The 20,024-nt window shown below is 70.4% G+C and carries 12 protein-coding genes and 2 pseudogenes; 9 read left to right on the top strand and 5 right to left on the bottom strand.

Annotated features, from left to right (window positions below; genetic code table 11):
• The first annotated feature begins 1 nt into the window (after window position 1).
• Window positions 2-4,087, top strand: coding sequence for an adventurous gliding motility protein AgmC (agmC, locus tag ACN28I_RS24915; protein WP_420944435.1), 4,086 nt, complete (start codon window positions 2-4; stop codon window positions 4,085-4,087).
• A gap of 72 nt (window positions 4,088-4,159) precedes the next feature.
• Here the strand turns inward: agmC and ACN28I_RS24910 are convergent, their stop codons facing one another.
• Window positions 4,160-5,725, bottom strand: a complete 1,566-nt coding sequence (locus ACN28I_RS24910) for a PAS domain-containing sensor histidine kinase (RefSeq protein WP_420944434.1) — start codon at window positions 5,723-5,725, stop codon at window positions 4,160-4,162.
• A 209-nt stretch (window positions 5,726-5,934) separates the two neighbouring features.
• On the opposite strand from ACN28I_RS24910, the gene ACN28I_RS24905 reads away from it, so the two are divergent.
• Window positions 5,935-6,432: a DUF421 domain-containing protein gene (locus ACN28I_RS24905; RefSeq protein WP_420944433.1), complete on the top strand. Its 498-nt coding sequence runs from the start codon at window positions 5,935-5,937 to the stop codon at window positions 6,430-6,432.
• A gap of 14 nt (window positions 6,433-6,446) precedes the next feature.
• Here ACN28I_RS24905 and ACN28I_RS24900 read toward each other — a convergent pair whose 3' ends face one another.
• On the bottom strand, window positions 6,447-7,436 hold the full coding sequence (locus tag ACN28I_RS24900; protein WP_420944432.1) for an endonuclease/exonuclease/phosphatase family protein: 990 nt from the start codon (window positions 7,434-7,436) through the stop codon (window positions 6,447-6,449).
• 222 nt (window positions 7,437-7,658) lie between these two features.
• Here ACN28I_RS24900 and ACN28I_RS24895 point away from each other — a divergent pair, with 222 nt between their 5' ends.
• The 5 genes from ACN28I_RS24895 (at window position 7,659) to ACN28I_RS24875 (ending at window position 11,236) form a co-directional block, all read left to right on the top strand.
• Window positions 7,659-8,207: a hypothetical protein gene (locus tag ACN28I_RS24895; protein ID WP_420944431.1), complete on the top strand. Its 549-nt coding sequence runs from the start codon at window positions 7,659-7,661 to the stop codon at window positions 8,205-8,207.
• Window positions 8,208-8,255: 48 nt separating this feature from the next.
• Window positions 8,256-9,098 carry an AAA family ATPase gene (locus tag ACN28I_RS24890; protein WP_420944430.1) on the top strand — a complete coding sequence of 281 codons (843 nt, stop codon included), beginning with the start codon at window positions 8,256-8,258 and terminating at the stop codon, window positions 9,096-9,098.
• 13 nt (window positions 9,099-9,111) lie between these two features.
• On the top strand, window positions 9,112-10,320 hold the full coding sequence (locus ACN28I_RS24885; RefSeq protein WP_420944429.1) for a vWA domain-containing protein: 1,209 nt from the start codon (window positions 9,112-9,114) through the stop codon (window positions 10,318-10,320).
• A gap of 190 nt (window positions 10,321-10,510) precedes the next feature.
• The gene (locus tag ACN28I_RS24880; protein WP_420944428.1) at window positions 10,511-10,687 is read left to right on the top strand and encodes a hypothetical protein; all 177 of its coding nucleotides are present in this window, start codon (window positions 10,511-10,513) and stop codon (window positions 10,685-10,687) included.
• 108 nt (window positions 10,688-10,795) lie between these two features.
• On the top strand, window positions 10,796-11,236 hold the full coding sequence (locus ACN28I_RS24875; RefSeq protein WP_420944427.1) for an organic hydroperoxide resistance protein: 441 nt from the start codon (window positions 10,796-10,798) through the stop codon (window positions 11,234-11,236).
• Window positions 11,237-11,298: 62 nt separating this feature from the next.
• On the opposite strand, the pseudogene ACN28I_RS24870 reads toward ACN28I_RS24875, so the two are convergent.
• Both ACN28I_RS24870 and ACN28I_RS24865 read right to left on the bottom strand, forming a co-directional pair.
• Window positions 11,299-12,583 (bottom strand): annotated as a pseudogene (locus tag ACN28I_RS24870) (serine hydrolase domain-containing protein).
• A gap of 116 nt (window positions 12,584-12,699) precedes the next feature.
• Window positions 12,700-13,890 (bottom strand): DUF6068 family protein, encoded by a 1,191-nt coding sequence (locus ACN28I_RS24865; RefSeq protein WP_420944426.1) that lies wholly within the window; start codon window positions 13,888-13,890, stop codon window positions 12,700-12,702.
• 205 nt (window positions 13,891-14,095) lie between these two features.
• Between ACN28I_RS24865 and ACN28I_RS24860 the strand changes: the two are divergent.
• Together ACN28I_RS24860 and ACN28I_RS24855 are read left to right on the top strand one after the other, a co-directional pair.
• Window positions 14,096-15,725: pseudogene (locus ACN28I_RS24860) on the top strand (sigma 54-interacting transcriptional regulator).
• A gap of 292 nt (window positions 15,726-16,017) precedes the next feature.
• Window positions 16,018-16,179, top strand: a complete 162-nt coding sequence (locus ACN28I_RS24855) for a hypothetical protein (RefSeq protein ID WP_420944425.1) — start codon at window positions 16,018-16,020, stop codon at window positions 16,177-16,179.
• Here ACN28I_RS24855 and ACN28I_RS24850 read toward each other — a convergent pair.
• On the bottom strand, window positions 16,163-19,864 hold the full coding sequence (locus ACN28I_RS24850; protein WP_420944424.1) for a protein kinase domain-containing protein: 3,702 nt from the start codon (window positions 19,862-19,864) through the stop codon (window positions 16,163-16,165). The two genes, ACN28I_RS24855 and ACN28I_RS24850, sit on opposite strands and share 17 nt — an antisense overlap.
• Window positions 19,865-20,024: the final 160 nt, after the last annotated feature.

The following is a 20,024-nucleotide window of genomic DNA, read 5'->3' as shown; positions in this document are numbered from 1 at the left end:
CATGAAGAACGGACTCTTCAAGAAGTGGCTCGCGGCGGCACTGTGCGTGCTGGCCCTCGGCTCGACGGCGGCGCTGGCCGAGCCGGACTCGTTCGGTCTGGGCACCGGACGCAACGGCTCGCTCACGGTGCCGGCCGCTACCAGCAGCACCATCAACAGCTATGCCCAGGTGACGGGACCGCTGGCCCCGGGGGATACCGCCATTCCGATGGGGGCATGCCTGGGCAACATCGCCTGCTTCACGGCGGGAGACCTGGTGATGGTGCTCCAGACGACCGGTGTCGTCCCGGTGCCCGACTCCGGCGCGCCGGGTGCCCTCGACATCACCAATGACCCGGTGGGCCGCTGGGAGTTCGCGCGGCTGGCCTCGGTCTCGGGGTCGACGCTGACGCTGACCGCGCCGCTCGTCTCCTCCTACGCGGCGAACGTGACCCAGGTCATCCGGGTCCCCGAGTACGCGAGTGTCACCCTCACCGCGACCACCTCACGCATCATCGCGACCCCTTGGAACGGGAGCGCGGGCGGTGTCATCGCGTTCCTGGCCACGGGCACGGTGAACAACCCCGGGCAGATCAACGCCAATGCCGTTGGTTTCCGCGGAGGCCTGTTCGTCGATGACGAAACGACCACGTTGGGCTGCACGGGGCTGGATGAGCCCGCGGCCCTGGGCGCGCAGAAGGGCGAGGGCATCGCCAACGTGCGCTATGGCGCCACGCACACCGGCCGCGGCAACGTGGCCAACGGCGCTGGCGGTGGCATCTGCCACAAGTCGGGCGGTGGTGGTGGTGGCAACTACGGGCCCGGTGGCATGGGCGGGCGCTCGGATGGCTCCATTGGTACGGCCCGGCCTGTTGGCGGCATGGGCGGAACGGCGCTCATCTACTCGCTGCTGAACCACCTCACGCTGGGCGGTGGCGGCGGAGCCGGTCAAGGCACCGACGGGACGGGCGCGCCGGGTGGACGAGGCGGTGGCGCCATCTTCATCCGGGCCCAGCAGCTCACGGGCACGGGCACCATCCAGGCCTCGGGTGGTGGTGGCGGCTCCACGGATTCGGATGGAGGCAGCGGCGGTGGCGCGGGTGGCTCCATCTATCTGCGCTTCGCCAGCACGGCGGCGTGCAACTCGGTCTCCGCCAATGGCGGCGTCGGTGGCACGGTGAACACCGGCCGGGTGGGTCCCGGCGGTGGTGGTGGTGGTGGCCGGGTGTTGTTCCAGGCCGCGACGGGAGGCACCTGCTCCCTCAATCTCACGGGCGCCGGACCCGGCAACCAGCAGGACCCCACGGCTCCCGACGGCCTGACCTACGGAGCGACGGCGGGTACCAACGGCATCCCCGTCACGCTGACGACCGGATTCACCGTGCCGCCGGTGCCCACGGTGACCACGCCGGCCAATGGCAGCGTCACCAGCAACCGCCGGCCGCTCATCGAGGGCACGGCCCAGGCCAACACCACGGTGGTCATCTACATCGATGGGGTCGAGGTCGGCCGGGCGACGTCCAACTCCGCCGGTACCTACCTCTTCGCGCTGCCCGCGGATCTCTCCGAGGGCAGCCATACGGTGCAGGCGGCCACGGAGCTCAACGGGGTGCAGAGCGCCAGGAGCACGGCCAACACCTTCACCGTGGACGTCACGCCGCCGGACACCAGCATCGTCTCGGGCCCGCCGAGCCGCACCAACGCGACGAGCGCGACGTTCGACTTCAGCTCGCCGGAGGCGGGTGTGACGTACGAGTGCAGCCTGAATGGTGCCGCCTTCACACCTTGCTCGGACCCGGTGACCTTCACGGGGCTGGGTGAGCGGGAGCACACGCTCCTGGTGCGCGCGCGTGACGCCGCCGGCAACGTGGACTCGACGCCCGCCAGCTACACCTGGACGGTGGACCTCACGCCGCCGGACACCGCCATCGACTCGGGCCCGCCCGTCCGCACCAACGCGACGAGCGCGACGTTCGATTTCAGCTCGGAGGCGGGTGCGACGTTCGAGTGCAGTCTGGATGGGGCCGCCTTCACCTCCTGCACGGACCCGGTGACCTTCACGGGGCTGGATGAGCGGGAGCACACGCTCCTGGTGCGCGCGCGGGATGCCGTGGGCAACGTGGACCCGACGCCCGCCAGCTACACCTGGACGGTGGACCTCACGCCGCCGGACACCACCATCGTCTCGGGCCCGCCTGTCCGCACCAATGCGACGAGCGCGACGTTCGACTTCAGCTCGGAGGCGGGCGCGACGTTCGAGTGCAGCCTGGATGGGGCCGCCTTCACGCCCTGCACGGACCCGGTGACCTTCACGGGGCTGGATGAGCGGGAGCACACGCTCCTGGTGCGCGCGCGGGATGCCGTGGGCAACGTGGACCCGACGCCCGTCAGCTACACCTGGACGGTGGACGTCACGGCACCGGACACCACCATCGTCTCGGGTCCGCCGAGCCTCACCAACATGACGAGCGCGACGTTCGACTTCAGCTCGGAGGCGGGTGTCTCCTACGTGTGCAGGCTGGATGCCGCGCTGGACTTCACCCCCTGCACGGACCCGGTGACCTTCACGGGCCTGGGTGATGGAGAGCACCGGCTCGAGGTGAGCGCCGTGGACGCGGCGGGCAACATGGATCCGACTCCGGCGGTCTACACCTGGACGGTGGATGTCACGGCGCCGGACACCACCATCGTCTCGGGTCCGCCGAGCCTCACCAACGCGACGAGCGCGACGTTCGATTTCAGCTCGGAGGAGGGGGCGACGTTCGAGTGCAGCCTGGATGGGGCCGCCTTCACCTCCTGCACGGATCCGGTGACCTTCACGGGTCTGCCGGGTGACCGGGAGCACACGCTCCAGGTGCGCGCGCGGGATGCCGTGGGTAACGTGGACCCGACTCCCGCCAGCTACACCTGGACGGTGGACACCTCCTCTCCGGACACCACCATCGTCTCGGGTCCGCCGCTCCTTTCCACTTCGCCGGACGCCACGTTCGACTTCAGCTCGGAGGCGGGGGCGACGTTCGAGTGCAGCCTGGATGGGGCCGCCTTCACCGCCTGCACGGATCCGGTGACCTTCACGGGGCTGGCCGACGGTTCGCATACGCTCGAGGTGCGCGCGCGCGACGCCGCGGGTAACGTGGACGCCTCGCCGGCCAGCTACTCCTGGACGGTGGACGCCGCGCTGCCGGACACCACCATCGTCTCGGGTCCGCCGAGCCTCACCAACGCGACGAGCGCGACGTTCGACTTCAGCTCGCCGGAGGCGGGGGCGACGTTCGAGTGCAGCCTGGATGGTGCCGCCTTCACCTCGTGCTCGGACCCGGAGACCTTCACGGGTTTGAGCGATGGGGCTCATACGCTCCAGGTGCGCGCGCGTGATGCCGCGGGCAACGTGGACGCCTCGCCGGCCAGCTACTCCTGGACGGTGGATACCACCGCGCCCGCCGTGCCCGTCGTGGCGAGCCCGGAGGAGAACGGTACGGTGGACACCCTCACGCCGGTCATTACCGGCAGCGCGGAGCCCAACAGTACCGTCACCGTCATCATCGACGGCACCGAGGTGGGCACCGTCCGGACGGATGCGTCCGGCAACTGGAGCTACACGCCCACCACGCCGCTGACCACCGGTCCCCACGAGGTGCAGGTCCGTGCCACGGATGAGGCTGGCAACTCCAGCACCACGTCCGAGCCGCGCACCTTCACCGTCGTGCAGGACACCTCGGCGCCGGAGACGAACATCACCTCCGGTCCGTCGGGCACCACTCCGGAGCGCACCGCGACGTTCGAGTTCTCCTCGAACGAGCCGGGTGTCACCTTCGAGTGCAGCCTGGATGGTGCCGCCTACACCCCGTGCACCTCGCCGGTGACCTTCACGGACCTGGCCGAGGGCGAGCACACCCTGCAGGTGCGTGCCCGCGATGCCGCCGGCAACGTGGATGCCACCCCGGCCACCCGCACCTGGACCGTGTCGGCTGGCACGGGCAACGAGGACGGGGACATCGCCTTCCTGGGTGATGGTGTGGGCTGCTCGGCCACGGGCGGTGACGCCTCGCTGCTGCTGATGGGCCTGGGCACGTTCCTCACGCTGGCGCGCCGCCGCCGCCGGAACTGAGGCCTCGCCTCCCGTGACTCGGGCCGGGCTCCTCTCCCTCTGGGAGGCGGGGCCCGGCCTTTTTTCATGGGCTCAGTGCACCTGCTGGGACGGACCCGTGGAGGGCCGCGGCTCGGGCGGCGTGGGGTTGGCGGCGGACAGCAGCGGGAGGGCCACGTGGAAGGTGGCGCCCCGGCCCACCTCGCTCTCCACCCAGATGCGGCCGCCGTGGCGCTCGACGATGTCGCGGCTGATGTAGAGGCCCAGCCCCAGCCCTCCGTAGGACGTCACGGAGACGTTCCGGGCGCGGAAGTAGCGCTCGAAGAGCTGCTCCTGCTGGTCGCGGGGAATGCCAATGCCCTCGTCCGCCACGGACAGCAGCGCGAAGTCCCCGCGCGCGTCCAGCGTCACGCGCACCGTGCTGTCCGCGGGGCTGTACTTGAGGGCGTTCTCCAGCAGGTTGGCGATGACCTGCTCCAGCCGGTACGCATCTCCCCGGATGCGCACGGCCTCCGGCGGGTGCGAGTAGTCGATGCGGTGCTGGCCCCGCTCGGCGTCCATCACCGTCAGCACGCGCTCGATGATCGCATCCAGCCGGGTGGGTTCGAGGTGCAGCGCGAGCCGGCCGGCCTCGATGCGCGAGGCATCCAGCAGGTCATTGATGAGCGCCGCCAGCCGCACCAGGTGCTGGCGCGCGTGGCGCAACAGGGCGGGGTCCACCGGCTCCTTGCGCTCCAGCCGTCGCTCCAGGCTGGCCAGCCGCAGCGACAGCGGGGTGAGCGGAGTCTTCAGCTCGTGCGAGGCGATGGTGAGGAAGTCGTCGCGCACGCGGATGGCCTCCTGCGCCTCGCGGAAGAGGCGGTCGCGCTCGGCCTCCGCGCTGCGCTGCTCGGTGACGTCCTCGACGATGCCTACGCCTCCCTCCACCTGGCCGTCCTCGTTGAAGCAGGGCGCGAAGTGGGCCCGCACGGGGGTGGCCTTGCCCGAGGTGACCGAGTGGTACTCCCCCTCGTAGTAGGCGTGCCGCCCGGAGAGCACATCGCGCACGCAGGCCAGGATGGCCTCGTCCTGGAGCGTGAGCAGGTTGAGCCCGATGAGCATCCGCTTGGAGGAGCCCATGATGCGCACGAAGTAGTCGTTGCACGCGACGATGATGGGCGTGGTGTCGAAGTGGAAGAGGCCCAGCGGCGCGTTCTCGAAGACGAGCTGGTAGGCGCGCTCCCCGGGGGAGACCGGCGGGGCCGTGCGCGGGTGGCCCGCGGAGGACAACCGCTCGAGGGGCTCGTCGGTGTAGTCGGGGAGCTCCGGCGGGCGCCGCATCACCACGGCGATGCGCTCCCCGCCGCCTCCCATGGAGGTGCCCACCGTCACCTCCACCTCCAGCTCGGACCCCTCGCGGCGCAGCAGGGACACCCGGACGGGGCGCCCGCTCAGCGCACGCCGCCGCCCCAACAGGTAGCGCAGGAAGGAGCGGCCCTCGAAGGAGCGCAGGCGCTCGGGAACGAGACAGGTGAAGGGCCGCCCCGGCAGCTCCCCCGGCTTCCAGCCGAGCAGGCGTTCGGCGGCCGGATTCAGGTAGAGGACGCGCTCGTCGCCGTCACAGGCCACGAGTGGATCCGCCATGGCGTCCATCACCTCCCTGAAGTCATCGCCAGCCATGTGTCCCATCGGGGGGAGAGGGTTACCTCCTAGAGCCTACAGGTTGGAGATGGCGGGGCCGCCCCGTGAGTCCCGGCAGAGGGGGCACCAGCGGGCCGCGCTCCCTCTCCCGGGGCGAGGGACGGAGCGGGGCCCGGGGTTGCCCGGCCGCTGGACATCGGTGGGAGCAGGGGAAAGCCACGGCCACCACCCATGGGCAGCTTCCCTGCATGAAACCGATCGACTGGCACAGCATCTGGGTTCCCGAAATACATCCGCTGGAGGTCGTCTTCCGCGTCTCCATGGTGTTCCTCTTCTCGCAGCTCGTGCTGCGGCTGCTCGGGCGCAAGGAGCTGGGGCGCTACTCCACCTTCGACCTGGCGCTCCTCTTCCTCCTCACGGTGTGCCTGCGCCGGACGCTCGTGGGGGATGACAACAGCCTCACCACGGGCTTCCTCGCCCTGGCCACGCTGGGCGCCTGGGACCGGTTCTTCTCGTGGTTGTCGTTCCGCGACCGCGCCGTGGCCCGGGTGCTGGAAGGCCGCCCGCTGGAGCTGGTGCACGAGGGCGAGCTGGTGCACGAGAACCTGCGCAAGAGCCGCATCTCCCGGAAGGAGCTGCTCAGCCGGCTGCGCTCCCACGGCCGGGACGACCTGCGAAGCGTGCGCGCGGCCTTCCTCGAGCCCAATGGCCGGGTGACGTTCCTCTTCCGCGAGTCCTCGCAGTAACCCTCGGCCGTGACTCACGCCCCGGCGGGCGCGGGAGGCTCGGCCTGCGCCGCCGGTGGCTCGAGCTGGAAGCGCGCGATGAGCGGCATGTGGTCCGAGAGGCCGTGGAAGCGGCTGCGCACGTCCCCGAAGGCGCACGTCTCGTCGGCGTCCAGCCAGCGCACGCCGCCCCCGGAGAAGATGTGGTCCAGGTGCATGCGCATATGCATGAAGCCGGCGGTGGGGAAGGCGCGCGGGTGCCGCGGGTCTATCTGTCCCACCGCCGCCTGGGCGTCGATGAAGCAGGCCTCGTCGCACAGGTAGTGGAAGACGGGCGAGGCGGGCGGGGAGTTGAAGTCTCCGCAGACGACGAAGGGCTCGCCGTTGGCCCGGGCCCGCACCAGTTGCGCCAGGGCGCGCGCCTCGTGGAGCTGGTTGATGCCGTTGCCCATCTTCTCCCGGGTGGCCCAGAAGGCGCGGGAGAAGGGCGTGGGCAGGCTCAGGTGCGTGTTGAAGATGTGGAAGGGCAGTCCGTCCTCACGGCTCAGCAGCCGCATGTGGGCGCAGATGCGGCTCTGCTTGCGCTCGCGCAGCGCCCGCACATGGTGGTGGGTGATCTGGTGCGGCGAGTCCATGTTGTGCGTGTCCACCGCGAGCCGCCGGGTGTTGACGAGGATGGCCAGCCCGGTGGTGTAGAGCGAGAACTCACCCACCTTGTAGTGGTGGGCGCGGAAGTAGAAGGCCTCGTAGGGCATGGGCCGGCGCAGGTTGGTGAACGTCTCCTCCATGCGCCCCATGAAGGCCTCCAACTGCGTCTCGTCGGGGCGGGTGCGACGGTGGGCGACATTGCTGCGGAACGACTGGGTCTCCACCTCCTGCAGGCAGATGATGTCCGGTAGTGGATCCAACGCGGCCAGCGCCGCGGAGACCCGCCGCTTGGGGCCGAGCGTGCTGGCGAGCCCGCGCAGGGCGTGTCCGAAGTAGCGGACGTTGTAGCTGACGATGCGTAGAGGCGTGTGGGCCATGCTCGCTCATGCACCGCGTGGAGGCGGGAAGTAGGGGGAAGTTACTGCCGCTCCTCGTCCGAGGGGAGCACCCTGGACCTTGCGCATCGCCCCCGGCTCCGGATACTCCGACGCTGCCGGGGTTGCTCGGCTCCCCCGGAAGCATGCAGACCGCCCGCTGCCTGGCAGTGGGCCCGGAGTCCGGCGCGGATTCCCGCGCTCCCAACCCGAAGAGGAACAACCATGAACATGCGTTCGTCGCTGTACGCCGTGGCCGCCGTGATGCTGGGGGGCCTGATGGGCTGTGGTGAGCAGCCTCGCTACTACCGGGTGTCCATCGATCGCTCTCCCCTGAGCAACCTGCCTGGCTCTTGCTACAGCTCGGGCACGGCGCCCGCCGTCGATGACCGGACGGACAACGTCGTCGATGTCGGGCAGTGGATCATCTGGGACGGCGTCGAAGACCGGCAGTACCTGCAGGTGGGTGACATCAGCTACCCGCTGGGCGATGCCCTGGTGCAGCTCACCGCGGGCGACGCCATCGTGAGCACCGAGGCGGACAAGCCGACGTTCACCATCGAGCGGACGCGGACCGGCCCCAACCGCACCAGCCGCGCCACCTACACCTTCGACAAGGTGGGTGAGACCGTGGAGGGCACGATCGCGCTGAGCTACGCGTGCACCGGGGGTACCGGCTGCTCCCCGGCCAACTGCGACGCCTCGCTGCGCTTCGTGGGCCGCCGCGTGAACGCGGAGCCGATGATCGTGGTGGCCAACGACGCCAGCAACTAGCGGCCGGGCAGGCGCCGGAGGCGGACCGGTGTTAAAGGAGAGGACGTCATGACGTCCTCTCCTCCTCGTTTCCGCGGAACCGATTCCTACCTCTCCAGCGAGGGCCTCCAGGCCGCCGTCAACTGCGCGCTGACGCTCCAGCGTCCGCTGCTGGTGCGCGGCGAGCCCGGCACGGGCAAGACGCTGCTGGCCGAGGCCGTCGCCGAGAGCCTGGGCCAGCGTCTGCTCACCTGGCACGTGAAGAGCACCACGCGCGCCCAGGACGGCCTCTACGTCTACGACACCGTGCAGCGCCTGTACGACTCGCGCTTCGGTGACGGGGACGTGCGCGAGATCCGCCGCTACATCCGCATGGGCCCCCTCGGGGAGTCCTTCGCCTCGAAGGAGCGCGTGGTGCTGCTCATCGACGAGGTGGACAAGGCGGACGTGGAGTTCCCCAACGACCTGCTCCACGAGCTGGACCGGATGCGCTTCCGCATCTCGGAGACCAACGAGGACGTGGTGGCCGCGCACCGCCCGGTGGTCATCATCACCAGCAACAACGAGAAGGAGCTGCCGGACGCCTTCCTGCGCCGGTGCGTCTTCCACTTCATCGACTTCCCGGACCAGGAGCTGATGCGGCGCATCGTGGGGGTGCACCACCCGGGGCTGGACGAGTCGCTGACGGAGCAGGCCCTCAAGGTCTTCTACGAGCTGCGCAACTTCACGCGGCTGCGCAAGCGTCCGTCCACGAGCGAGCTGGTGGATTGGATCGCCGTGCTCAAGGCCAACGGCGTCACGAACGTGAAGCTGGAGGACAACCTGCCCTTCCTGGGCGCGCTGCTGAAGCGTGAGCAGGATCTGATGGCGGTGGCGGACGCCTTCGGGCGGGGCCGCCGGACGAAGGCCTGAGAGGGAGCGAGCCATGTTCCTGCCCTTCCTCTATGAGCTGCGGCGGCGCGGGGTGCCGGTGGGCGCGCAGGAGGCGCTCGCGCTGGCGGGGGCGCTGAAGGCGGGGCTGCACGACAGCTCGCTGGACGGCTTCTACCACGTGGCGCGTGCGCTGCTGGTGCACGCGGAGACGCACCTGGACGCCTTCGATCAGGCCTTCCTGGCGCACTTCAAGGGCATGGAGGGCGCGGGGCAGAAGCTGAAGGACGAGCTGCTGGAGTGGTTGAAGGAGGCGCGCGAGCGGCACGAGCTGACGCCCGAGGAGCGGGCGCTGCTGGAGCACTTCGACGCGGAGGAGCTGGAGAAGCTCTTCCAGCAGCGGTTGGAGGAGCAGGACGAGCGGCACGACGGCGGGAAGAAGTGGATTGGCACGGGGGGCGCATCGCCCTTCGGGCACTCGGGGCACCCGCGCGAGGGCTTCCGGGTAGGAGGGGAGGGGGCCCAGGGCGGCGGTGGCCGCATGGCGATGAAGATGGCGGGGGCGCGCCGGTACCAGGGCTACCGGGGCGACGTGGTGCTGGACACGCGGCAGATGGCGGTGGCGCTGCGCAAGCTGCGGGCCTTCGCGCGCGAGGGAGTCGCGGACGAGCTGGACGTGGAGGGCACCATCGCGGCCACGGCGAAGAACGCGGGCGAGCTGGAGGTGGTGACGCGCCCGCCGCGCCGGCCGAACACGCGCGTGGTGCTGCTGATGGACGTGGGCGGCTCCATGGACCCGTACGCGCACCTGGTGAGTCGGCTCTTCTCGGTGGCGAAGCAGGCCACGCACTTCAAGGAGCTGCGCACGTACTACTTCCACAACTGCGTGTACGGGCGCGTGTTCGACTCGCCGTACCTGGTGGGCGGCATCAGCGTGCCGGACTTGCTGGGGCAGGTGGGGCGGCACCACAAGCTGGTGGTGGTGGGTGACGCGTTGATGGCGCCGTACGAGCTGACGATGCGGACGAACGCGGAGGGCCGGTACGACCCCTCGGAGGGGAAGGAGGGCCTGGTGTGGCTGATGGAACTGGCGCGGCATTTCGAGCGCAGCGCCTGGCTCAACCCCGAGCCCGTGCAGACGTGGCGGGGCAACACCATCCAGGCGGTGAAGAACGTCTTCGACATGTTCCCGCTGACGCTGGAGGGCCTGGGTGAGGCGGTGGCGCACCTGACCAAGGGGCGCATGGTGCGCGGACGCCGGTAGCCTCGCCTTCTACCCTGGCGCGCGAAGACCCTGGATGGCCTGGGGGAGTGCATGGTGCGCGGGCGCCGGTAGGGCCAACGTCCGCTCCGCCTTCAGTCCACCAGGGGCGCGGAGATGACGACGATTCTGGTGACGGGTGCCACGGGCACCATTGGTTCGCAGGTGGTGTCCGCCCTCAAGGGGCACCTCCGTGGACGTGCCGGAGGCGGCCGCGAACAAGGCCATGCTCGACATGGGCATGCCCGCGTGGATGGTGGACGCGATGATGGATCTGCACGGCATCGACAAGGCGGGCTACGCCGCCGAGGTGATGGACGCGGTGAGCTTCGCCCAGTTCGCCAGGCAGCACGCCGCCTCCTGGAAGTGAAGTACCCCCGACACTGAGGCACCGGGGCTCCTCCGGAACCATGCGAGTGGGCGGCGAGCGGGTTAGAAGGGCCGCTCACCTCGCAGTCCGTTCCGGAGGAGTCTCCCCATGGCCCCTGTCGCCATCCAGCCGCTCTACACCGCCACCGCCACCTCGCACGGAGGCCGCAACGGCCGCGTCCGCTCGGACAACGGGACGATCGACATGGCGCTCACCATGCCCAAGGCGCTGGGGGGCCCGGAGACCGCTGGCTCCACCAATCCCGAGCAGCTCTTCGCCGCGGGCTATTCGGCGTGCTTCGAGGGCGCGCTGCGGCTGGTGGCCGGGCAGATGAAGAAGCAGATCAAGGACGCCCACATCACGGCCAAGGCGACCATCGGGAAGACGCAGGCGGGCGGCTTCGGCCTCTCGGTCGAGCTGCACGGCAAGCTCGAGGGCGTCTCGCAGGCCGAGGCGGATGAGCTGATGCAGGCCGCGCACAAGGTGTGCCCGTACTCGCTGGCCACCAAGGACAACATCGAGGTGAAGCTCTCGTCCGAGGTGGCCTGAGCCCACACGCCTCTCCCTCTCCCATCGGGAGAGGGACCGGCGAGCCTGCTCCGCGTGCGTGATCACTTCGGCCGCAGCCGGAACATCGTCAACCGGTCATCCGGGGCGAGCCCCACCGCGTAGAGGTAGGTCTTGGCTCCGAACTGCACCTCGTACGCGTAGAGCCGGTCATCGCCCAGGGTGCGCCGCTGGACCAGCACCAGCTTCCCCGCGGGGCCCAGGGCCTTCAGTTGCTCGTGGTACATCTTGGCGCCTTCCGGAAAGAACCTCCCGGGCGCGTACGCGAAGTGGGCCGGTGTGAGCGGCTCGCTCCGCACCTGCTCGAGCAGCGCCGTCAGCTTCGCGGTGACCTGGGGCTCCGTGTCCGGGATCGGCGCGGGGACCGGCACGGCGAGCGCGGGGTTCATCCGCGTGGCGATTCCGTCCACGAAGAGCACGGGTCTCGCGTTGGCGGAGTTGGTCAGCGCGATGATGGAGAGCGAGTCCCCGAGGAAGCGGGCGTAATACGTCGTGAAGCCCTGCCACCACCCCGAGTGGTGGTGCAGCGGTTTGCCGCCGCGCTCGTCGATTCCCCACCCGAAGCCATAGGGATAGGTGGCGCCGCTGGAGAGCTTCGCCGGCGTGAGGATCTCCTGCCAGCTCTCCGGGCTGAGGAGGGCCCGGGCCTGGACCGCCGCATCCCAGGCGATCATGTCCTTCACGGAGAGGTAGAGGGCTCCGTCCGCCGTGGTGTTGAGCGACGGCGAGACCCACTCCTGGTTCTTCACCTCTCCGTCGACCATGCGGTAGCCGGCCGCGCGGTGGGGAATGATGTCCTCCTCGTTGATGATCCGCGCCGTCGTCATGCCGGCGGGCTTGAAGACCTGGTCGCGGAGGACGTTGCCATAGAAGGTGCCGGCGACCCGGTTCACGATGATGCCCAGCAGCACATAGCCGCTGTTGCTGTAGCTCCAGCGCGAGCCGGGGGTGAACTCGATGGGCTGCGCGTAGCAGAAGCGCGCGAAGCTCCTCATCGGTGTAGTCCTTGCGGTAGTCGAGCTTGCCCTCGAGATCGGCGATGCCGGAGGTGTGCGTCAGCAGGTGGCGCACGGTGATGGCGCCCCACGTGGCGGGAGCGTCGGGGAAGAACTTCGTCAGGGGATCCGTCAGCGCGAGCCTGCCCGCCTCCACCTGCAGCATCACCGCCGTGGCGGTGAACTGCTTGCCCACGGAGGCGGACTGGAAGAGGGTGTCGGGGCGCACCGGAACCTGGTGCTCGAGGTTGGCGAAGCCGTACCCCTTGGCCAGCACGACCTTTCCGCGATGCACGATGCCAATGGCGACACCGGGCACCTTCTGGCGCGCCATCTCCTCCTGCACGAACGTGTCGATCCGCTTGAGGGCCGGGCCTTGTGCGGCGGCGGGACGGGCCGAGGCGAGCCCCAGCAGCACGAGGACGGTGGAGAGGGTCAGAAGGCGGGGCTTCACTTCCGCACCCCCGGGAGCCAGATGCCCCAGCGCACGAGCCGGGTGCTGCCCTCGGGCTCTCGCTTGCCACCGGCGCCCACACGCTCGGTGCTCTCGGAGAGCGTCATGAAGCGCGCCGGGTAGGGCAGGCCCGCGAGCACGGGCGCCCACGGGTCGGCCGCGTAGGTCTCCGAGTAGATGCGCTGGGCGCCCCCCTCGTCCGACTTGCGCTGCACGCTGAGGGCGGGCACGTCGCGGCCCTCCACAGCGAAGGTGCCACGGGTGGCGGATGCGACCGCGGCCGGAGGCCACTCACCGGCGGTCAGCGCCTCGAAGGGCAGGCCCAGCAGGATCTCCTCGAGGGGGTGCGCCTCCGCCTCGGAGAAGTCGGAGCAGGGGGGGGCGTCGGCGTCGACGGGGCCCTCGGCGCGCAGCAGGAAGCCGCGCTCGGCGGAGAAGCACACGCGCTCCACGGAGGGTGAGGGGCCCACCTCCACGCGCCGGTCGTGGTACGCGCCGGGGCCCAGGGGCCGCTCCAGCGCCGGTGCCGCGGCGGTGCTTCCCGTCGAGCCCTCGCGCAGCTCGCGCACCTCGAGCTTGTAGCTGCCCGGGGTGCCGAAGCCGGAGAGCGTGATGTTGGACTCGAGCAGGCCGCGGGTGAGGTAGAGCGGGCCCGGCTGGACGGCGTACACGTTCGTGCGCAGCGGGCCGTCCGCGGGGCGCTCGTCGCTCACGTAGCGCATGGCCTCCCAGGTGCGGCCGGCGGCGGAGGCGTTCTCGGCGGTGGCCTGGCCCCGCGGGGGCATGTCGAGCGTGCGCGTGGTGTCCGAGCGCACCGGGATGAGCTGGTCCTGCGCCAGCCGCGGGTGGGGCAGGGGCTTGCCGGCCTCGTCGGTGAAGGACACGCGCAGCCACACCCAGGGCTGCTGCACGCCCACCACCTCCACCACCACCTGTCCCGCGAGCGCGCGCGGAGGGCTGCCCTGGGGCGAGGCGCCCAGGTTGCCGGAGAAGGCGTAGACGACGCGGTCACCTACGCGGGCACGCTGCCAGGAAGTGGAGTCGTTCTGCACGGGCGAGGGATTCCGGGCCTGGGTGTCGGAAGGAGAAGGGCCGCTCGACTTCGTGCTCTCGCAGCCAGGGAGGAAGGACAGGGCCGCGCCCAGCAGCGCGGCGGCCAGGGGGCGGGTGGAGTGGCGCATTCGCATGTGAGGCTTGATACACCGGGAGTGTATCCCCTCCCATCTTTCGCCGGAGCCGCGCGCATGTCCCCGGCCTCGCGCAATCCGCCGCGCCGTCCTCTACGAGTGCCCCCGCCCGTAGCGCTCGCCGCCGGATGTCTCCCGCACAGCTCCGGACTTTGGACCACCCGGGCCCTCGGCGGGCCGCAACGACGGTGTAGATTTGCAGTCCATGCCTGACGGCCCGCTGGAAGATATCAGTACGTTCTCCCTCCCGAAACCGCGTGCCAGCGAGCGGGCCCTTCGGCTCGTTCCGGCGCTGACCCTCATCTCCCATCCCGCAACCCAGCGGGTGGGCGAGCGGCTCCTGCTGGAGGAACTCCTCGCGGGTGGCGAGGTCCCCCTCTCCCGGAAGGCGCCGGAGTTCCGGCGGCCCGGGCAGAAGCAGGGCGCGCCCCTCGCGGATCCTTGCTTGAGCCGCAAGCCCATCGTCTTCGCACCCGGCCAGGCAGGACGGGTGCGGGTGCTCGTCGAGGAGGGTGGTACGCAGGTGGTGGCGGGCGAGCCCATCCGGGGCGGCCGGGAGTTCGGGCCCGAGGAGCTGGCCGCGGGCATCCCCCTCGAGGCTCGCCGAGCGCGTGGTGTTGCTGCTCCACCTGGCCGAGCCCGACACGGGCGACTCCCAGGACACGCTGGGCATGGTGGGGCAGAGCCCGGGCATCCTCCGGGTGCGCCGGCACATCGCCCAGGTGGCCGATCTGAAGGTCCCGGTGCTCATCCGCGGCGAGACGGGCACGGGCAAGGAGCTGGTGGCCCAGGCCATCCACCAGCACAGCCGCCGCCGCGAGGCGCGCTTCATCGGCGTGAACCTGGGCGCCATCCCCAAGGAGCTGGCGGACGCCGAGCTCTTCGGCGCGCAGCGGGGCGCCTTCACCGGAGCGACCCGGGACCGGGAGGGCTTCTTCCGCGCGGCCCAGGGTGGCACCCTGTTCCTCGACGAGGTGGGCGAGGCGCCTCCGGAGGTGCAGGTGAAGCTGCTGCGGGTGCTGGAGAAGGGGGAGATGTTCCCCGTGGGAGCGAGCACCCCCATCGCCACGGACGTGCGCCTCGTCGCCGCGACGGATGCCAACCTCGAGGAGCAGATCCGCGAGGGCCGTTTCAAGGCGCCGCTGATGCACCGGCTGGCCGGCTATGACATCCGCCTGCCGCCGCTGCGCGAGCGCCGCGAGGACATCGGCCTGCTCTTCTTCCACTTCGCCCGCGAGGAGCTGGAGGCGCTCGGCGAGGCCTGGCGTCTGGCGCCCGAGGACCCCTACGCCGAGCCGTGGCTGCCCGCGCCGCTGGCGTCCCGGCTCCTGCGCTACTCCTGGCCCGGCAACATCCGCCAGTTGCGCAACCTGACGCGCCAGCTCGTCATCGCCAGCCGCGGCCAGCCGCACCTGCGCGTGGATCCCCAGCTCGAGAAGGAGCTGGGCTCGGTCGCCATTCCTCCCGGACGGCCCCTGCATCCCGTGGAAGGGTTGGATCCCCACGCCACGCCACCGCCGAAGGCCGTGGCCGAGCCGAAGCTCGTTTCCCGCCGCAAGCCCTCCGACATCTCCGGGCAGGAGCTGCTCGCGGCGCTGCGCGCGCAGGCGTGGGATCTCAAGAAGGCGGCCGACCAGCTCGGCATCCCCCGGCCCTCCATCTACGATCTCATCGACAAGAGCCCGAACATCCGCACGGCGGGAGACCTCTCCCCGGAGGAAATCACCCGCTGCTACCGCGAGTGCGAGGGCGACCTGGATGCCATGGTGCAGCGCCTGGAGGTCTCCAAACGGGCCCTCCGCCGCCGCATCAATGAGCTGGGACTCGAGGCGTAGTCCGGAAACTCCCGCGCGCCCGGGATTCGGAGCACCGCCGACGTGTCGAGCCCATGCCGTGTGCCTCCTCTCGACGCCGCTCGACATGTCGAGCATCCTGCCCGGCGGTCGGATTCGGGAGTTCCCGGCCGGAAAAACGGGCCTTGGGGCCTCCGCCGGGGCGGCACGCCCGTTGCTCTAGCCAGTCCGTATCCGAGGCTGGAAGGAGACGGGCAGCGAGGGGGGCGGCTCCTTCCAGCCCTCGGCGGTTCCCGGAGATTGTTGCAGCTCGAAATTCAGGAGGGGGAAGAGCATGTCGAACGACAACAAGAAGTGGATGCTGACGCCGATGCAGCCCCAGAAGAAGACGATGAAGAAGTCCGGTGAGCCCACGCAGCAGGCGCTGCCCGAGTGCGTGGTGGACGGGATTCCCGAGTGCCCGCCCCCGGGCGCCGTCTCTACCGCCTCGTCGTGACGCGAGGGCTCAGCGCCGCGCGTCCAACGGGGGGCGCACGCGCGGCAGCAGGTGTTCCCAGCCGCGTTTGAGATGAGGGTTGGCCGCCAGGGCCCGGGTGAGATCTTCCCGGGCCTGGCGCTTTTGTTCGTGCTGTTCCGGTGGGGCTGAAGCCTCCGCCTGGAGGACGAGGAGGTTGGCACGCAGGACGAGCGCCTCCGGCCAGTGAGCGCGCCGCTTCAGCAGCTCCTCGGCCCGATGGAGTCCCTGCTTCAGCTCCACGCCGGACTCCAGTCCCCGCTCCTTCTTCCAGGTGGCCCATTCCCGGTAGAGGTGGCCGAGGGCCAGCAGCGTGTCCTGATTCCCGGGGCGCAGGGCCAGGGCCTGGAGGAAGCTCCGCTCCGCTTCCTGGAAGTCCTCGCCGCGGGCCTGTCCCTTCCGGAGCTTCCACCGGGTCTGGAAGCTCGAGGACCCGGGCGCGGAACAACGGGCCCTCGAAGTCCCTGGACTCGAGCACGCGCGGGTGGCCGAGCTCCTTCGCGGCGAGCCGCAGACTCCGCTGGGGGTCGCGCCCCTGCGCGAGCTCGGACGCCGCCAGGGTGTAGTAGAGCCTCCCCAGGTGGATGCGGGTGGAGACGTTGTCCGTCAGCTCGAGGGCCCGCCGGAAGGACTGCTCGGCGGCGCTCACGCTCGGGCCGGGCGCTCGTCCCAGGGCATGCAGGAGCTCGGCGTGCCGCAGATGCAGCCAACCCAGGTTGTGGTGGGCGGAGAACCGCTCCGGCGTGAGCTGGACGGCCTTCTCGAGCGGCTCCCGGGCCTGTTCCAGCGAGGGCAGGGGATCTCCCCCCTGATTCCACTCCTCGCCCGCCAGATCGATCAGGCTCAACCCCATGTTGGCGTGGAGGTACGGAAGCTCTCCGTTGATGGCGAGTCCCTTGCGGTACTGCTCGATGGACTTCTTCAACTCGGGGCGGCCATCCCCGCCCTGCTCCCCGCGCCTGCGCGCCAGGTGCGTGTAGGCCCGCGCCTCGTAGGTGTAGGGGAGGACGTAGTGGGGATTGAGTGCCTGCGCCTGGTGGACGGTTTTCAAGGCCTCATCCAGGTCTCCCTCCGGCGCCGGGCTGTTCGGGAGCAGGGCGCGCATGAGATACGCGCTGGCGAGGCCCACCCACGCGGGGACCTCTTTCCCGTCCAGCTCGATGGCCTTCCGGTAGGACTCGATGACCTTGTCCACCCTGGGCAGTGGATCCTTGTCCGTGAGCTGCTCGTAGTCCGCCCACGTCTTGTAGACGAGGCCGCGCAGCATGGAGACGTCATGGCCGTCGCGGCCTTCCGGCGCGAGCCCCGCGATGGCGTCGATGGCCTCGCGCAGCTTCTCGCGTGGATCCTCCCGGCGCTCCTTGAGGAGCTGCCCCCACTGCCAGAAGAGCCGGCCCAGCTCCAGCTTCGCCTCGGGCCGGTGGGGCTCGAGCGCGAGGGCGGCCCGTGCCGCCGCGAGGGCCTTGTCCAGGTACACCAGAGGCGGTTGGACCTGCGCGCCCTGGGGAGCCCGGTACGTCGCGAGCCGGCGGTAGAGCTGCGCCTCGAGGACCCGGGTGGGGTAGTGGTGGGGCGCCACCGTGAGCGCCCGTTCCACGGCCTGGAGGCCGCGCTCGACGTGCGGCTGGATGTCTCCGTGGCTGTAGTACTCCATCTCCACCGAGGCCCGCTCGAGCTGCGCCATGGCGTGATGGAGGGACGGGTCGCTCCGGGCGATGTCCGCGGCCCGCTGATAGGCACGGCGGCCGTCGGCGAAGGCGGCCCGGGCCCGCGGGTAGTCGCCCTGGTCCCAGTGCCGGGTGGCCAGTGCCAGGAAGATGTCTCCCTGCAGCCGGGGTGCCGCGTAGAACCAGGAGGGTCCCTCGCCCAGCAGCTCCAGGCGCATCAGCGCCTCGTCGAGGTGGCCCTCATAGAAGGAGAGGAGCGCCTCCACATAGACGTGCGGCACCGGTGCGTCCCGCCGCTGCTGGAGGGCGCGGAGATGGGTGCGCGCGGGCTCGAGCAGCTCCTGTTCGAGCCGCTGCTTGTGTTGCTCGCGCCAGTGCTGGGGCGAGGTGTCGCCGGGCTCGGCCTTCCCCCGCTGCTGCTGGAACTGGTGCTCCACCTCCAGGAGCCGCTCCTGGTAGAGCTGCCCCAGCACCTGCACCAGCGCATAGGCGGCGTGGGACTCCTGGTAGCCCAGCTTCCACGCCGTCTCCAGGTGCTCGCGGGCCTTCTCCTTGTTCCCCAGGGAGAGGTAGCCCTGCCCGAGGGCGTAGTGGCCCGGCCCCTGGCCCTGCTCACCGGCCTCGCGCAGCCAGGTCTCCAGCTCCTGCGTCCACGCCTGGATGGCCGCGTGGTCCGCGCGGATGTCGTGCGGCGGCGACAGGTGGGAGATCAGCTCGCGGCCCTCGATGTCCTTCACCTTCGCGGTGAAGCGGCGCACCTGTTGCTCACGCTGGGTGGCCTCGCGGCGGGTCAGCAGGGCATGGCCCACGGCGAGCGTCACCAGGGCGAGCGCCACCGAGCCCATGGCCACGGCGGCCCGGTGCCTGCGGGCCTTCTTGCGCAGCCGGTACCAGAGCCCGGCGGAACGTGCCCGCACCGGCTCGCCATTGAGGAAACGGTCCAGGTCCTCGGCCAGGGCGCGCGCCGAGTCGTAGCGGGCCGAGCGCTCCTTCTCCAGGCACTTGAGGACGATGGCCTCCAGGTCCGCTGGAATGTCCTTGTCGAGCGCCCGCGGCGGCCGGGGCTCCACGGAGGGAATGTTGCTCAGCACCTCCAGGTGGTTGCTGCCCTGGACCGGGTAGGTGCCGGTCAGCAGGTGGTAGAGCGTGGCGCCCAGGCTGTAGACGTCCGCGCGCCTGTCCAGCCGCGTCACCTCGCCGCGGGCCTGCTCGGGCGCCATGTAGTGGGGCGTGCCCAGCACCGAGCCCGAGGCCGTCACGCCCTCCTTCCAATCGCGCGCCAGCCCGAAGTCCATGACATAGGGCTTGAGGCTCCCGTCCTGGGTGCGCTCCACCATGATGTTGGAGGGCTTGAGGTCCCGGTGGACGAGCCCCACGCGGTGGGCCGCATGCACGCCCTCGGCGGCGTCCCGGAGCACCATCGCCTTCTGCTCGGGGGTGAGCTTGACGAAATGGTTCAACGGCAGCCCGTCGATGTACTGCATGGCGATGAAGGGCTTTCCCTGGACCTCGCCGACCTCGTACACCTGACACACGCGCTCGTGCACCACGCGGGCCTGCGCCCGGGCCTCGAAGACGAAGCGGCGCGCGGCGTCGGGGTCGTCGCCCCGCACGAACTTGAGGGCCACGTCGCGGCGCAACCGCGGATCATGCGCGAGGAAGACCTGGCCCATGCCGCCCTGGCCGAGCAGGCGCATGAACTGGTAGCGCTCCCAGCCGGGCACCGGGAAGTCCGTGGCCGCCAGGACGGGGAGCTCGCGCGAGGGACGCTGCACCGTGATGGTGTCGTCCGCCGGGTTCTGCGTGGGCCCGGTCTGCTCCTGGCTCTCCTTGCGCAGCGAGGCGAGTGAGTCCTCGGAGAGCCGCCCCCGCTCCACGAGCAGCTCCAGCGGAGGGCGTCCCAGGCGGAGCGCTTCCTCGCGCAGGGACTCCGCCTCCTCCCGGGTGAGAAGGCCCTCGGCCACGGCCATGCGCAGCTCCGAGTCGAACGCATCACTCACGAAAGACCTCTCTGTGTGAGAGCGCATCTTACAACCTCCTCCCGGCGGGTGAAGCTCCCCCCGGCCTCAGCAAGGGGTACGCCAGGACCCTGTACGCCGGGGAGGTGGGCCGTGAGAGGAGGGCGTCGACATGTCGAACGCCCTCTTCGACACGTCGATG

Origin of the sequence: Archangium gephyra (assembly GCF_049060025.1) — a bacterium.
GTDB classification, from domain to species: domain Bacteria; phylum Myxococcota; class Myxococcia; order Myxococcales; family Myxococcaceae; genus Archangium; species Archangium gephyra_A.
The sequence above is the reverse complement of the archived record's forward strand: the minus strand, read 5'-3'. Positions and strand labels throughout refer to the sequence as shown.

What these genes read in the sequence shown, in the direction of transcription:
- ACN28I_RS24910 (WP_420944434.1), bottom strand. Translation starts at nt 5,725, where the DNA reads ATGGCTGGCGATGACTTCAGGGAGGTGATGGACGCCATGGCGGATCCA.
- ACN28I_RS24865 (WP_420944426.1), bottom strand. Translation starts at nt 13,890, where the DNA reads ATGCGAATGCGCCACTCCACCCGCCCCCTGGCCGCCGCGCTGCTGGGC.
- ACN28I_RS24875 (WP_420944427.1), top strand. Translation starts at nt 10,796, where the DNA reads ATGGCCCCTGTCGCCATCCAGCCGCTCTACACCGCCACCGCCACCTCG.
- ACN28I_RS24895 (WP_420944431.1), top strand. Translation starts at nt 7,659, where the DNA reads ATGAACATGCGTTCGTCGCTGTACGCCGTGGCCGCCGTGATGCTGGGG.
- ACN28I_RS24855 (WP_420944425.1), top strand. Translation starts at nt 16,018, where the DNA reads ATGTCGAACGACAACAAGAAGTGGATGCTGACGCCGATGCAGCCCCAG.
- agmC (WP_420944435.1), top strand. Translation starts at nt 2, where the DNA reads ATGAAGAACGGACTCTTCAAGAAGTGGCTCGCGGCGGCACTGTGCGTG.
- ACN28I_RS24890 (WP_420944430.1), top strand. Translation starts at nt 8,256, where the DNA reads ATGACGTCCTCTCCTCCTCGTTTCCGCGGAACCGATTCCTACCTCTCC.
- ACN28I_RS24900 (WP_420944432.1), bottom strand. Translation starts at nt 7,436, where the DNA reads ATGGCCCACACGCCTCTACGCATCGTCAGCTACAACGTCCGCTACTTC.
- ACN28I_RS24905 (WP_420944433.1), top strand. Translation starts at nt 5,935, where the DNA reads ATGAAACCGATCGACTGGCACAGCATCTGGGTTCCCGAAATACATCCG.
- ACN28I_RS24885 (WP_420944429.1), top strand. Translation starts at nt 9,112, where the DNA reads ATGTTCCTGCCCTTCCTCTATGAGCTGCGGCGGCGCGGGGTGCCGGTG.